The following is a 13,862-nucleotide window of genomic DNA, read 5'->3' as shown; positions in this document are numbered from 1 at the left end:
TCTATCAACAGAGCGGGTAGCCCTTCCCTTGTACCCGCCCTAAACTCGCCATGAAAAGCCCGCCAGTTTGGCGGGGGCAGCAGGATTAACGCAATCTTTCTGCTCATGCGGCAATGTCGTTTTCAGCCCGGTTTGGTTGAATGCGTAAAAGGGCGGGATAGACCACTGCGAAGCGCGCGTCTGGTAACGAGTATTGGCGCCTTGTGCATCGGCCTGGCCTTGTCGGCCGGGGCGGTGATGCCGGCTGGTGCGTTCGAGCTGTTCGGGATGAAGTTCTTCGAGGACCCCAATGCGGCCGACGAAGATGCGGTGATCGTTGATCCACAGCCCTATTTCGTGACGTTTACCTCCAGCGAGGGTGGAGGCGTCGAAGCGGCGCTGCGCAATGCTTCGGCGCTGCTGGCGGACGAGGCCGAACCGGCATCAGGCGCGGCAGGGCTGATTGCCAAGGCACGTGGCGATTATCGGCGGCTGCTGGCAGCCCTCTACGCCGAGGGCCATTACGGCGGCGCGGTCAGTATTCGTATCGGTGGAGTAGAGGCGGCGAAGCTGGCGCCCGACGTCAAGTTGCCCGATCCGGTCGATGTGACCATTGCCGTGACCGCGGGTCCGCTCTTTACCTTTGGCTCAGTGTCCATTGCCAATCAGGCGCCGGCGACGAATGACCCCGACGATCAGGTGGATCTGCCGGTGTTGCGCGGCTTTGGAGCCGGAGAGGTGGCCCGCTCCACGGTAATCCTGCGGGCCGAGCAATTGGCGCTCGAAGCCTGGCGGCAGCAGGGCTATGCCAAGGCCGAGATTGTCGGGCGCGAGGTGGTGGCCGACCACGCGACCAATACAGTGGCGGCGGTGATCACGGTCAATCCGGGGCGGTTGGCCGCCTTCGGGCCAGTGCGGGTGACCGGCACGACCAATATGAACCCGGAATTCGTGGCCCAGCAGACTGGGCTGGCCGTTGGCAGTGAATATGACCCGGACCAGCTGGACCGGGCGCAAAAGCGACTTGACCGGCTCGAGGTGTTCCGCTCGGCGCGGCTTGAGGCCGCCGAAAGTATCGGAAGTGACGGGCTGCTGCCCTATGAATTGATCGTCGAGGAATTGCCGGGCCGGCGCTTCGGTTTTGGTGCCACCTATTCGAGCGTCGATGGGCTGGGGCTTGAGGGTTACCACCTGTGGCGGAACCTCTTCGGGCAGGCCGAGCGGCTGCGGCTCGACGCGCGGGTGGCCAGCATCGGCTATCCGGTCGACACCAGCCAGTTCGACTATTTTGTCGGCGGGACCTTCACCAAGCCCGGCTTTTACCATCCCGACGTGGATCTGGTGGCGACGGTGTCGGCGGAGCGGACAATCTATCCGCAATATACCGAAACCTCAGCTGGCGGACGGGTGGGGCTGAGCTGGTTCTTCTCGGACGAGCTGACATTGGAGGGTGGCGCCAGCTTCGAGATCGCCCGGTTTGACGATGATTTCGGCACGCGCGATTTCCAGACGGCGGGCGTCTATGCGGGCATCGTCTATGACGGGCGCGACAGCTCGGTTGATCCCACTGAGGGTTGGTATGCTGCGGCCAATCTTGAACCCTATTTCGACCTGCTGGGTGGCAAGCCCGGGGCGCGGCTGGTGGTCGAGGGCCGGACCTATTTCGGCTTTGGTGAGGATGATCCTTTTGTGCTGGCGGGACGGCTGAAGGCCGGTGCGGTGCTGGGACCGGACCTTGTCGATATTCCGCCTGACAAGCTGTTCTTTGCCGGCGGCGGGGGATCGGTGCGCGGCTATACGTTCAAGTCCATCGGCGTCGACGACGGCATGGGCAATATTACAGGTGGGCGCTATCTGCTTGAAGCCTCGCTTGAGGCGCGGGCCAAGGTGACCAACGACATCGGCGTGGTCGGCTTTGTCGATGGCGGCTATGTGGCCGCCGATACCTTCCCCGGTTTGGATGACCTGCGGCTGGGGGCGGGCGTGGGCGTGCGCTATTATACCGGCCTGGGGCCATTGCGGCTTGATGTGGCGGTGCCACTCAACAAGAAGGCGGGCGACCCGGACTATGCCATTTACGCCGGTATCGGTCAGGCGTTCTAATGGCCCGGTTCATCAACATATCGCGCCGTCGTCTGTTCATCGCTGCGCTGCTGCTGGCGCCTGCTGCCGTGCCGGTGGCGCTGGTGGCGCAGGACCTGAACAATGAAGAGCAGAAGGATTTCCTGACCAATTTCGTGCAGGACCGGCTGTCGTCGCCCGAGCGGCAAATCCGGCTGTCCAATATCGATGGCGTGCTCGGCTCGGATGTGTCCATTCGCGAGATTACCATTTCGGACGCCGAGGGCGTGTGGCTGCGGGTGAACAATGCCAGTCTGAACTGGAACCAGGCGGCACTGTTCGGTGGGCGGCTGGAGGTCAATTCCCTCAAGGCCGATTCGATCGAATATGTGCGTAACGCCATTCCCGTAGAGGGCGCGGTGGACCTGCCGCCGCCCGAAGCCGGCGGGCTGGAGATTCCAGAATTCCCCGTGGCGATCCAGATCGGCGAATTGGCAGTGCCCAGCGTCACCTTCGGGGAGGGCGTGTTCGGGCTGGGATCGGAAATTGCGCTTGCCGGTTCGATGACGCTGGAGGGCGGCAATCTCGATGCCGTGCTCGATATCGAGCGGCTTGATGGGCCTGGTGGCACGCTGGACCTGGATGTGGCCTATCGGCGCCAGGGTAATAGCATTGACCTGGGGTTGTCGCTGATCGAGCCACCCAATGGGGTGCTGGCGAACCTGCTCAATATCGAGGGCCGCCCGGCGATGGAGCTGACGCTCGATGGCGAAGGGCCGGTGTCGGACCTGACGGCGCAGATGCGCCTGCTCGCCAATGAGCGCGAGGCGCTGGCGGGAACCGCGACTATTGCGCAAAGCGCGGACGGCTTTGCGGTGACGGCAAATCTGGGCGGGCCGCTGTCGACGCTGGTGGCGGAGCCCTATCGAGAATTTTTTGGCGAGGACACACGGCTGACCGCTTCGGCGCTGGTCAGAAGTGCTGGTGGTTTCGATATTTCCAGCCTGACGCTGAGCGGCGGGCAATTGGGGCTGAGCGCGCGAGCGCAGACGACCCCGGACAATTTCCTGTCACTGCTTGATCTAACGGCAACCGTGGCCGACCCGGAGGGCGGGCAAGTGACCCTGCCCGTGCCGGGTAGCGCAACGCTGGTACAGGGCGGGCAATTGCAGATCGCCTTCGGCACGGAGGCGAGCGAGGCCTGGCAGGCGCGGCTCGATGTCGAAGGGTTTGAAACCGACGGCTTTGCGGCGCGGACGTTCGGGCTGGGCATTGGCGGCGTGGCGCGGAACCTGGCGGACCCGGCGAGCCGCATGGTGACGTTCAATGGCGATGGCGCGCTATCGGGGATTGATGCCGATCCTGGGGTCGAGGCCGCGCTGGGCGACAGCGTCGGCCTTGGAATTGCCGGGCTGTGGAATGCGGGCGAGCCGATTGAACTGGCGGAACTGCGCGTCGTTGGGCAGGCACTGGTGGCGGGGCTGAGCGGCCAGATCGACGGGACGGAATTTGACGGCCGTATCCAGATCGAGACGGACAGTATTGCGCCGTTTTCGGCAATGGCGGGACGCTCGCTGTCGGGCGCCTTGAACCTGGTTGCCGACGGCAAGGTCATGCCGGTGTCGGGCGGTTTTGACCTGATGTTCGATGGTACTGGCACAAATCTGGCGGTCGATGATGCGACCGCCGATGCGCTGCTGGAAGGAACGGTCAATCTTTCGGGGCGGCTGGCGCGAACCGAGGCGGGCATCACGGCGGAGAATTTTGCGATCACCAATCCGCAGGTGCAGTTCAGCGCCGACGGTGTCTATGCCAGTGAAACGGCTGATTTCGATATTGCGCTCGACCTGAGTGATCTGGGGCTGATCTCGGACGAGGCCAGTGGGGCGCTGGCTGTGCGTGGGTCGGCCCGCCTGACTTCGGCGGAAGACCCCTTGGTGCTGGTGCTGGATGGTCAGGTGCCCAATGGGCAGCTGGGGCAATATGGTTTGCGCGACGCCAAGCTGGGCGTGGCGGCAACGCTGCTCGATGGGACTGTCAGTGGCGATGTGACGGGTACGGCCATGCTCGATGGACACCGCGCCGCGCTGACGACGCAGTTCAAAACCGACGATGTGCAGCAAAGCCTGTCGGGTATCAGCTTCGAGATCGCCGGGACCCGGGTATCAGGCGGGCTGACCCGCATGGCCGAAACCGGCCTTGTGGATGGGCGGCTGGATGTGACGGCCAATGATGTGTCGCTGGCGGCGGCGCTGCTGCTGACGGATGCGTCGGGCGCGGTGAACGCAGCGATTGAGTTGACTCCGCAGGACGGCGAACAGGGCGCGGGGATCACCGCCAATGTCGCCAATTTGCGGATCAATGACATTGCCGTTGGCCGGGCAGATATTTCAGCGGGGATCTCGGACCTCTTTGGGGTGCCGGTGGTGAATGGCACGGCGACCGCCAGCGATGTGGTGGCGAGTGGCATCGTGGTCGACACCCTTGATGCCCGCGCCAGCCAGAACGGCAAAACCACCAGCTTTGATGTGCAGGCTGCGCTGGCGACGGGCACGGATGTGGATATTGCCGGCGCGTTGAGCCCGATTGCCGAAGGGTACCGACTGGCGCTGGATCGCGCCAACCTGGTGCAGGGGTCGCTCTCGGCGCGGCTGGCCAATCCGACGGCTCTGGTGGTGCGCGGCAATAGCGTAGCGCTGGATGCGCTGCGCTTTAATGTCGGCTCGGGTAGCATTACGGCGACGGGCACGGCGGGTACCGCGCTCGACATGGTCGTGGATATCTCGGATCTGCCGCTTTCGATTGCCAATGCGGTGGCGCCGGACCTTGGGCTTTCGGGCACGGTCAATGGCCGCGCGATGGTGTCGGGTGAGGCCAGCGATCCGCAGGTGAGTTTCGAGGTGCGCGCGGGTGGTATTGGCGCCAGCGCCATTGCGTCTTTCGGTATCGCGCCACTGACATTGTCGGCCAATGGCAGCTATGCCGCCTCGGTGGTGAGCCTCCAGAACCTGACGGCCAGCGGCAGCGGCGGGCTGTCGGTCAGCGGTTCGGGCCAGCTGCCACTTGCAGGCAATGGCGTGGCGCTGACGCTCTCGGGTTCGGCGCCGCTCTCGCTGGCCAATCAATTCGTGGCGGACCGGGGCGCGCAACTTTCCGGCACAGCCAATTTTAATGCCCGGATCGGGGGGAGCCTTTCAAGCCCGCAGTTTTCGGGCAGCGTTTCGACCAGCGGCGCTGGCTATGTCGATCCGGCGCTCAACCTCAGGCTTGCCGGCATTGCCGGACGCGCGACGCTTACGGGCACCAGTGCCAATGTGGAAAGTCTTACGGCGAACCTGGCCACCGGGGGCAGTGTGTCGGCCTCTGGAACGGTGGGTTTGACCGGCGGCATGCCGGCTAATCTGTCGGTGCAGATCAATTCGGCCCGCTATGCCGATGGAGAATTGTTTGTCGCCACACTATCGGGCGGCCTCAATCTCACCGGCAACTTGACTGGCGCGCCGGTGCTCTCAGGCAGTGTGCTGGTTGAGGAAGCCAATATCACCGTGCCGGAAGGCCTTGGTGGCGGGGCCGAATTGATCAATGTCGAACATCTGCGTACGCCGGCCGATGTGCAGCGGACGCTGGACCGCGCCAAGATCAACGAACGGACCGGCGTTGCTGCCGGAACCGGTGGGCCGCAGATGCAGCTCGACGTGACGGTCAATGCGCCCAACCAGATTTTCATTCGCGGGCGCGGGCTCGACGCTGAGGTGGGCGGTTCGGTACGCATCACCGGACCGATCAATGCCGTGCAGCCGGTGGGGGCGTTCAATCTGATCCGGGGGCGGCTGTCGATCCTCGGGCAGCGGGTGATCTTTGAAACGGGCACGGTGACGCTGGTGGGCGACCTTGATCCGCAGCTCAATTTCGTGGCCCGCACCGAGGGCGATGGCATTACCGTATTCGTGACGCTGTCGGGCCGGGCCTCGGCGCCCGATATCAGCTTCAGCTCCAACCCGACACTGCCGCAGGACGAGGTGTTGAGCCGGCTGATCTTCAACCGTTCGATGGGCGAGCTGTCGCCCTTGCAACTGGCGCAGTTGGCCGCTGCGGCGGCCGAACTGGTCGGCGGCGGTGGTGGCGGGGGACTGGTGGACAGCCTCCGGGGCGCGGCGGGCTTGGCCGACCTCGATGTGGTCACCGACGGCCAGGGCAATGTCGGCGTGCAGGCCGGCACCTATATTCAGGACAATGTGTATCTTGGCGCGACCGTTGGCTCGAACGGGCAGTCAAAGGTGACGATCAATCTCGATGTGACCGAGGACCTGACCGTCAAAGGTTCCGCCGGGCAGAACGGCGATACCAGCCTGGGCGTGTTCTACGAGCGGGATTATTAGAGCGTTTTACGTTTAGCTGAACTCGCGACCCCTTTGCTCCCTCCCCCTTGTGGGGAGGGTAGCGACGCTAGGCCGACAGGCCCAAGCAGAGCTGGGGTGGGGGAGACGCGGCTTCCAAAGACACCGAGCCACAGAACATGCCGACACCCCCACCCTCGGTCCTTCTCTCCTCAAACCTCTCCACCGGAGAGGTTTGCCCTTCGGGACGGGTCGAAGCCCACAAGGGGGAGGGAGGCGATGGAACCGCGTCCGCCTGAGTGTGAAACGACGTCGAGGGGAAGTGATCCGGCCCGAGGGCGGCGCTGTGGGGTGGGCGGAGCGGGTGCCCGCTACTGCCCGCCACCGCCGGTCTTTGCTGCCTTGGCTTCGTCCCACCACCAGGTGGTTGGGAAGCCATTGCCGAATTCGGGGAGAATGTCGGGGCGGCTGAAGCGGTCCCAGCGGGCAGTGCGGGAATAGGTGAGCGTATAGCCGGGCACCACATAGTGATGATGCAGTAGCACGCGGTCGAGGGCACCAACGATGGCCAATTGGGTTTCGCGGTCGTCGGCAACCACCAACTTGTCGATCAGGGCATCGACGCCCGGATCGGCAATGCCGGCATAGTTGCGCGAGCCTTCCTCGTCGGCACTGGCCGAGCCGAAGAAGAAGCGCTGCTCATTGCCCGGTGAGAAGGACTGGGCCCAGCTGGCATAGATCATGTCGTAGTCGAAGCTGCGCAGGCGATTGATATATTGCGGCGTGTCGACCATGCGCAGGGTGACGGCAACGCCGATCTGCCCGAGATTGGTGATCAGGTTCTGGGCAATCGGCTCCAGCGTCGGCTGGTGCATCAGGAGTTCGATTTCCAGCTGCTGGCCATTGGCATCGACAAGGCGGGTGCCGTCCAGCGTGTAGCCGGCCTCGCCCAGGAGATCGAGCGCGATCCGCAGATTAGCGCGCAGCTTGGTCGGGTCGCCATTCACCGGATTGGTATAGGGCTCGGTAAAGACCGAGGCGGGCACCAGATCGCGAATGCTTTCGAGCACTTCGAGCTCTTCACCGGTCGGCAGACCGGTAGTGGCAAAGGGCAGGCCGTAGAAGTAGCTGTCGATTCGGTCGTATTGTTCGTAGAAGACTGTGGCGTTCAGCTCCTCGAAATCGAAGGCGTAGTTGAGGGCCTCGCGGACGCGCTCGTCCTGGAATTTTTCGCGGCGCAGATTGGGGATGAAGCCGGTCATCGCGCCGCTGCCATTGTAGTCCTCGGCGAATTCTTCCTTGATGACGCGACCTTCGGCGACGGCCGGGAAATCGAAGCCGGTGGCCCAGCGGCGGGCGGTGTATTCGCTCCACCAGTCGAACTGATCACCCTTGAAGGCCTCGAACCAGACGGTTTCGTCGAGGAAGAATTCATAGACAAGGCGGTCAAAATTATTGGTGCCGATCTGGGTCGGGTGGTCGGCAGCCCAATAATCCTCGACGCGCTCATAGGTGACGGTGCGCCCGGCATCGAAACTGGCGAGCTTGTAGGGACCCGAGCCCAGCGGTGGTTCGAGCGTCGAGGCGCCGATGTCGCGGGTCTTGCCCTCAGCATTAGTGCCTTCCCACCAATGTTGGGGCAGCACCATCAACTCGCCCAGGATGTGGGGCAATTCGCGATTGCCCGTCTGGTCGAAGGTGAAGGTGGCCTGGCCGGGGGCGGTCACTTCTGCCGAGACCACATTGGCATAGTATTGAGCATAGATCGGGCTGATCTCGATGACCTTGTCGAAGGACCAGACGACGTCTTCGGCAGTGACGGGTTCGCCATCGTGCCAATGGGCGTCGGGGTCCATGCGGAAGGTGACCGAGCCATAGTCGTCGGCAACCATCATGGCTTCGGCCAACAGGCCATAGGAAGAGTTCACCTCATCCATCGAAGGGGTCAGCAGCGTTTCATAGATGAGGCCGAGCCCGGCCGCCGCATCGCCTTGGGGCAGGATGGGGTTGAATGTGTCAAAGCCGCCGCGGGTGCCCAGGCGTACCGTGCCAGTCTTGGGGGCATCGGGATTGACGTAATCGAAATGGGTGAAACCCTCGGGATATTTCGGGGTTTCGGTGAGGGAGTCGGCTTGAACCCAGACGCCGGTTGGTGTCTGCGCCATGGCGGGCAGCGTCGGGGCCAGCGCCAGCACGGCGGCCAGGCCGACGGAAGCAAGCTTGAACAATTGGGTCATGGCGCGGCTCCGGGTGATGTTTGGAGTGGATGTTATTCGCTCGTCGGGGCTTTGGGCAATGTGCCCGCACTCACATTCGGCGGCGCGCCGAGATCGAGGGCAGCGGCGAGCAATTGGCGGGTATAGGCCTCTTGCGGGGCCGCGAAGATGTCGGCGGCGAGACCTTGTTCCACCACCTGACCGTCGCGCATGACGATCAGGCGATGGGCGAGGGCGCGCACCACGCGCAGGTCATGGCTGATGAACAGATAGCTCAACTGCCGCCGCGCCTGGACGGCACGCAGCAGATCGATCACCTGGGCCTGGATGGAGACATCGAGCGCCGAGGTGGGTTCATCGAGGACGAGGAAATCGGGTTCGAGCACCAGGGCGCGCGCGATGGCAATACGCTGGCGCTGGCCGCCGGAGAATTCATGGGGGTAGCGGGCCGCTGTTGCAGGGTCGAGGCCCACTTCACGCAAGGCGGCGGCGACTTTCTCGGTCCGCTCGGTGCGGCTGAGGCGGGGCATGTGGACCGAGAGACCTTCTTCGACAATTTCGCCGACCGACATGCGGGGGCTGAGCGAGCCGAAGGGGTCCTGAAAGACGATCTGCATGTGCTTTCGCAGGGGACGCAGGGCGGACCAAGAGCGCGATTGCACGTCATTGCCGAGGAGCACGATCCGCCCGGTGGAGGGAATGAGCCGCAGGAGCGCATAACCGAGCGAGGATTTGCCCGAGCCGCTTTCACCCACAACGCCCAGTGTCTCGCCCTTACGGATCGAGAGGTCGACGCCATCGACCGCGCGGATGTGGCCGACAGTGCGGCGCAGCAGGCCGCGCTTGATCGGGAACCAGACCTTGAGGTCGGTTGTCTCGATGATGCGGGAGGCGTCGGGGTCGGGGATGAGCGGTGCGCCGCTGGGGGCGGCGGCCAGCAAGTGCCTGGTATAGGTGTGCTGGGGGGCGGTGAAGATGGTTTCGACTGGGCCGGTCTCGACGATCTCGCCGCCGGTCATGACGCAGACGCGGTCGGCAATGCGCCGGACGATGCTGAGATCGTGGGTAATGAACAGCATGGCCATGCCGTTCTGGCGTTGCAGGGTCTTGAGCAGATCGAGGATCTGCGCTTGTACGGTGACGTCGAGCGCGGTGGTGGGCTCGTCGGCAATCAGCAGCTTGGGATCGTTCGCGAGTGCCATGGCGATCATGGCGCGCTGGCGCTGGCCGCCGGAGAGTTGGTGCGGGAAATCATCGATCCGGCCAGCGGGATCGGGGATGCCGACGGCGTCGAGCAGGTCGAGGGTGCGGGCACGGGCCGCATTGGCGCGCAGGCCCTGATGCAGTGTGAGCACTTCGCCGATCTGCCGGCCAATGGTGTGGACCGGATTGAGCGAACTCATCGGCTCTTGAAAGATCATGCCGACCTTGTTGCCGCGAATGGTGCGCAGGGTCGCGGCATTGGCGCCGACCAATTCGGTGCCGTCGAAAGCGATCCGGCCGGAGACCGTGGCCGATGGGGGCAGCAGGTTGAGAACCGAAAGGGCGGTGACCGATTTGCCCGAGCCGCTTTCCCCCACCAGAGCCAGGGTTTCGCCGGGGGCGATATCGAACCCGATGCGCCGCGCGGCCTCGTTCGGGCCAAAGCCGATGGTGAGGTCGCGGAGGGAGAGCAGGGGGGCGCTCATCGGAAGGTCTTTCGGGGATCGAAGGCGTCGCGGACGGCTTCGCCGATGAAGACCAGGAGGGTCATGATGATGGCAATGGTGAAAAAGCCGGTGAGCGCCAGCCAGGGCGCCTGAAGGCTCGATTTTCCCTCGGCGAGCAGCCGCCCCAGCGAGGGGGCTGTGATCGGCATGCCAAAGCCGAGGAAATCGAGCGAGGTGAGCGTTGCCACGGAACCGGAGAGAATGAAGGGCATGAAAGTAAGCGTTGCGACCATGGCATTGGGCAACAGGTGCCGCCACATGATCAGGCGATTGGAGACGCCCAGCGCCCGCGCCGCGTTGACATATTCAAAATTGCGGCCGCGCAGGAACTCGGCACGTACGATGCCCACCAGCGTCACCCAGGAGAACAGCAGCAGGATGCCCAGCAGCACCCAGAAGCTGGGGGCAATGACCGATGAGATAATCAGCAGCAGGTAGAGTGCGGGCACCGAGGTCCAGATTTCGATGAGGCGCTGGGCGATGAGGTCGATCCAGCCACCGAAATAACCCTGGATGGCACCGGCGGCGACGCCGATGATCGAGGAGAGCACCGTCAGCACCAGTCCGAAGAGGATGGAGATGCGAAAGCCGTGGATCAGCCGCGCCAGCACGTCGCGTCCGCCGATATCGGTGCCAAGCCAATGGTAATTACCAGGGACGCAGAAGGTGTCGGCGCTGCCATCGGGGTAGCGCTGGCAGATTTGGTCGCGGGTGAGCAGCCAGCTGGGCGGATTGGCGCCGGGAAAGGCGATGTAGGTATCGACGGTGTTGTGATTGAAACGGATCGGCGGCCAGATCATCCAGCCATTGGCCTCGATTTCGTCGATATTGATGGCGTGGCGGAAATTGGTGGTGGCGAGGAAACCGCCAAACTTGGCTTCGGGATAATCGACAAGCGCCGGGACCAGCAGTTCGCCCTTGTACATGACGAGGATCGGCCGGTCGTTGGCGACGAATTCAGCGCCCAGCGAGATGATGAAAAAGAACAGGAAGATCCAGAGGCTCCACCAGCCGCGGCGATTGGCGCGGAAGTTCGCGAGGCGTCGCCGGTTCAGCGGGGACAGCCAGTGCGTCGGCTGCTCCGGAATGCCTTGTGCCGCACTCATACGTTGCGGCCTTCAAAATCGAGGCGCGGATCGACCCACATATAGGTGAGGTCCGAGACGAGACCGATCACAAGGCCAAGGAGCGAGAAGATATAGAGGGTGGCAAAGACCACCGGATAGTCGCGATTGACCACGGCTTCAAAGCCGAGAAGGCCCAGCCCGTCGAGCAGGAAGATGGTCTCGATCAGCAGCGATCCGCCGAAGAAGACACCGATGAAGGCCCCCGGAAAGCCGGCGATGATCAGCATCATGGCGTTGCGGAAGACGTGGCGGTAGAGCACCTGGTTTTCGGTCAGGCCCTTGGCGCGGGCTGTGACCACATATTGCTTGCCGATCTCGTCGAGGAAGGAATTCTTGGTGAGGAGCGTCGCGGTGGCGAAGGCGCCCAGGCCCATGGAAAAGATGGGCAGCACCAGATGCCAGAAATAATCGAGTACCTGCCGCCACCAGGGGAATGTGTCAAAGCCAGGTGAGGTCAGGCCGCGCAGCGGAAAAAGCGACCAGAAGCTACCGCCGGCAAACAGCACCACCAGCGCAATGGCGACGAGAAAGCCGGGGACGGCATAGCCGATGATGATGATGGTGGACGTCCAGACGTCGAAGCGTGAGCCGTCGCGCATGGCCTTGGCAATGCCGAGCGGAATGGAGATGGCATAGGCGATCAGCGTCATCCATAGCCCGAGCGAAATCGAAACCGGCATTTTTTCAAGGATCAGGTCGATCACCGAAATGTCCCGGTAATAGCTCTCGCCAAAATCGAAGCGCAGGTAATTGCCGATCATGGAAAAGAAGCGCTCGAGCGGGGGCTTGTCGAAGCCAAACTGCTTTTCGATGCGGGCAACCAGCTCGGGCGCCAGACCCTGGCTGCCGCGATAGCCGGTGTTGCCGTCCTGCTGTTGATTGGCAAGATCGCCGCTGTCACTGCCGGTGATGCGCTCCATCATCCCCGAATTTTGGCCGGTCATATTGGCCAGCGCCTGTTCGACAGGGCCGCCAGGGGCGAATTGGGTGATGAGGAAGCTTATGGCCATGATGCCGAACACGGTCGGGATCATCAGCAAGAGGCGGCGGATAATATAGGCGCCCATTCCGGCTCCGGTTGCCCCGTGTCACATCGAAAAAGTGGCTGCCGGCCATCCAAATCAGTGCCGGGCCCGGCTTTGATCCAATGCAACATTTCGATGACCACTTGGCAAGCCGCGCCAATGGCAAGCCTGCGTGATCGCGGGCGCGCAGACGCGAACGCACTTGCGAATGGCGGCTCAACTGTTCAGGATCACCGGCAATACGGAGCCATTCATGAAATTTGCCCCCATTATTCAGGTGAAAAACCAGTCGATCGCGCGGGTGCTGATCGTGGCGCTGCGCGCGCATGGGTTTCACCCGCTCGATCCGCGCGAGGGGGGATTGCCGGGGGTGCCGAACCTTTTCGGCCCAGAGGGGTTTATCGTTGAGGTGCCCGAGGACGAAGTGGCCGACGCCACGCTTCTGGCCACCGACCTGCTCAAGGACATGCAGGGGTCTGCCCCCTAAATCAGCCACATTGGTGTGGGAGACGGTTCGTAAATTCTACTTTGACGGCCATCTGGCGCAATTTTCTGCGCTTCCGGTGCTCACGCACAGAATGTACGCTGCGCGCCGGTGCTGGAAAACCACGCCAACTGGCTCGCCAGAGCGAATTTTCAGACAGTCTCTGAGAGCGGGATTGATGCGGGTCGGGCGATTGAACCATTCGGTGGCTTTGGTTATAAGCCGCCACAAGTGTTAATGTGCATTAAGCCTAGCGGCAGGAGTGATCAATGCAGGATTGGAAGCGCGGCGCTTCATCCGTAGCCGGCCTTACGGCCCTCGCCCTACTGGCGGCGGCCTGTTCTCCGTCCAGTCGGACCAATACCGCCAATCTGAACGTCGTGGGCCAGCCCCAGCAGTTACAGCCGGTGCAGAATTCCACCGTGCAGCAGACCTCGCTGCCGGCCATCGGCGCGACCGGCACGCCGGCCGCAGGTCTTTCTGGCCAGCCGGTTCTGGGTGGTCAGACAGCCACGACGACCACCACCACGGCGGCCCTTGGCGCCAATAGCTCGATCACCACTGTGGGCGCGCCATTGACGAGCGGCGTATCGACCGGCCCCGAGGGTGCCTGGAACGTTGTGGCCGCCGGCCAGAACTGCCGCCTCAACCTGCCGCTGACTGCCAAGACCGGCACCAATTACTACCGCGCCTCGGCGCCGGGCTGCACCGTGCCGCAGATCGCGTCGGTGACGGGCTGGCAGCAGGTGGGCAGCCAGCTTCAGCTCTATGATGAGAACGGCAATATCGCTGCTTTCCTCGCCCCTTCGGGCGGGCGCTACATCGGCACCATGGGCGGCGGCCAGGCCGTCTCCATGGCCCGCTGAGGTTTGAAGGCCGGTCCGCCAGGGCCGGCTTTTTTATTCTCAAGGACGCCCCTTCATC

The 13,862-nt window shown here is 63.3% G+C and carries 8 protein-coding genes; 4 read left to right on the top strand and 4 right to left on the bottom strand.

Features of this window, described 5'->3' with window-relative positions:
* The first annotated feature begins 201 nt into the window (after positions 1-201).
* Together NIM87_RS11175 and NIM87_RS11170 are read left to right on the top strand one after the other, a co-directional pair.
* A complete protein-coding gene (locus NIM87_RS11175; protein WP_332017517.1) occupies positions 202-2,082 on the top strand; it encodes an autotransporter assembly complex protein TamA in 1,881 nt (626 codons plus the stop codon).
* Positions 2,082-6,419 carry a translocation/assembly module TamB domain-containing protein gene (locus tag NIM87_RS11170; RefSeq protein ID WP_254674738.1) on the top strand — a complete coding sequence of 1,446 codons (4,338 nt, stop codon included), beginning with the start codon at positions 2,082-2,084 and terminating at the stop codon, positions 6,417-6,419. Before NIM87_RS11175 ends, NIM87_RS11170 begins: the two co-directional genes overlap by 1 nt.
* Positions 6,420-6,748: 329 nt before the next feature.
* On the opposite strand, the gene NIM87_RS11165 is transcribed toward NIM87_RS11170, so the two are convergent.
* From NIM87_RS11165 to NIM87_RS11150, 4 genes are read right to left on the bottom strand one after another with little or no spacing between them, the layout of a single operon-like run.
* A complete protein-coding gene (locus NIM87_RS11165; protein WP_254674737.1) occupies positions 6,749-8,614 on the bottom strand; it encodes an extracellular solute-binding protein in 1,866 nt (621 codons plus the stop codon).
* Positions 8,615-8,646: 32 nt separating this feature from the next.
* Positions 8,647-10,281, bottom strand: a complete 1,635-nt coding sequence (locus NIM87_RS11160; protein ID WP_254674736.1) for an ABC transporter ATP-binding protein — start codon at positions 10,279-10,281, stop codon at positions 8,647-8,649.
* Positions 10,278-11,408 (bottom strand): ABC transporter permease, encoded by a 1,131-nt coding sequence (locus NIM87_RS11155; RefSeq protein WP_254674735.1) that lies wholly within the window; start codon positions 11,406-11,408, stop codon positions 10,278-10,280. The genes NIM87_RS11160 and NIM87_RS11155 overlap by 4 nt, the downstream gene beginning before the upstream one ends.
* A complete protein-coding gene (locus NIM87_RS11150; protein WP_254674734.1) occupies positions 11,405-12,496 on the bottom strand; it encodes a microcin C ABC transporter permease YejB in 1,092 nt (363 codons plus the stop codon). The genes NIM87_RS11155 and NIM87_RS11150 overlap by 4 nt, the downstream gene beginning before the upstream one ends.
* Positions 12,497-12,707: 211 nt before the next feature.
* Here NIM87_RS11150 and NIM87_RS11145 point away from each other — a divergent pair, with 211 nt between their 5' ends.
* Both NIM87_RS11145 and NIM87_RS11140 read left to right on the top strand, forming a co-directional pair.
* Entirely contained in the window at positions 12,708-12,941 is a 234-nt protein-coding gene (locus tag NIM87_RS11145; protein ID WP_254674733.1) for a hypothetical protein, read from the top strand.
* Between the two features lie 266 nt (positions 12,942-13,207).
* Entirely contained in the window at positions 13,208-13,804 is a 597-nt protein-coding gene (locus tag NIM87_RS11140; RefSeq protein WP_254674732.1) for an AprI/Inh family metalloprotease inhibitor, read from the top strand.
* The last annotated feature ends 58 nt before the right edge of the window (positions 13,805-13,862 follow it).

The organism is Devosia ureilytica (genome assembly GCF_024273195.1).
GTDB classification, from domain to species: Bacteria; Pseudomonadota; Alphaproteobacteria; order Rhizobiales; family Devosiaceae; genus Devosia; species Devosia ureilytica.
Note: the sequence above shows the minus strand (reverse complement) of the source record. Positions and strands in the feature narration are given on the sequence as shown.

Coding starts and splice junctions, on each gene's coding strand:
- NIM87_RS11155 (WP_254674735.1), bottom strand. CDS start 11,408: ATGAGTGCGGCACAAGGCATTCCGGAGCAGCCGACGCACTGGCTGTCC.
- NIM87_RS11160 (WP_254674736.1), bottom strand. CDS start 10,281: ATGAGCGCCCCCCTGCTCTCCCTCCGCGACCTCACCATCGGCTTTGGC.
- NIM87_RS11170 (WP_254674738.1), top strand. CDS start 2,082: ATGGCCCGGTTCATCAACATATCGCGCCGTCGTCTGTTCATCGCTGCG.
- NIM87_RS11140 (WP_254674732.1), top strand. CDS start 13,208: ATGCAGGATTGGAAGCGCGGCGCTTCATCCGTAGCCGGCCTTACGGCC.
- NIM87_RS11165 (WP_254674737.1), bottom strand. CDS start 8,614: ATGACCCAATTGTTCAAGCTTGCTTCCGTCGGCCTGGCCGCCGTGCTG.
- NIM87_RS11150 (WP_254674734.1), bottom strand. CDS start 12,496: ATGGGCGCCTATATTATCCGCCGCCTCTTGCTGATGATCCCGACCGTG.
- NIM87_RS11145 (WP_254674733.1), top strand. CDS start 12,708: ATGAAATTTGCCCCCATTATTCAGGTGAAAAACCAGTCGATCGCGCGG.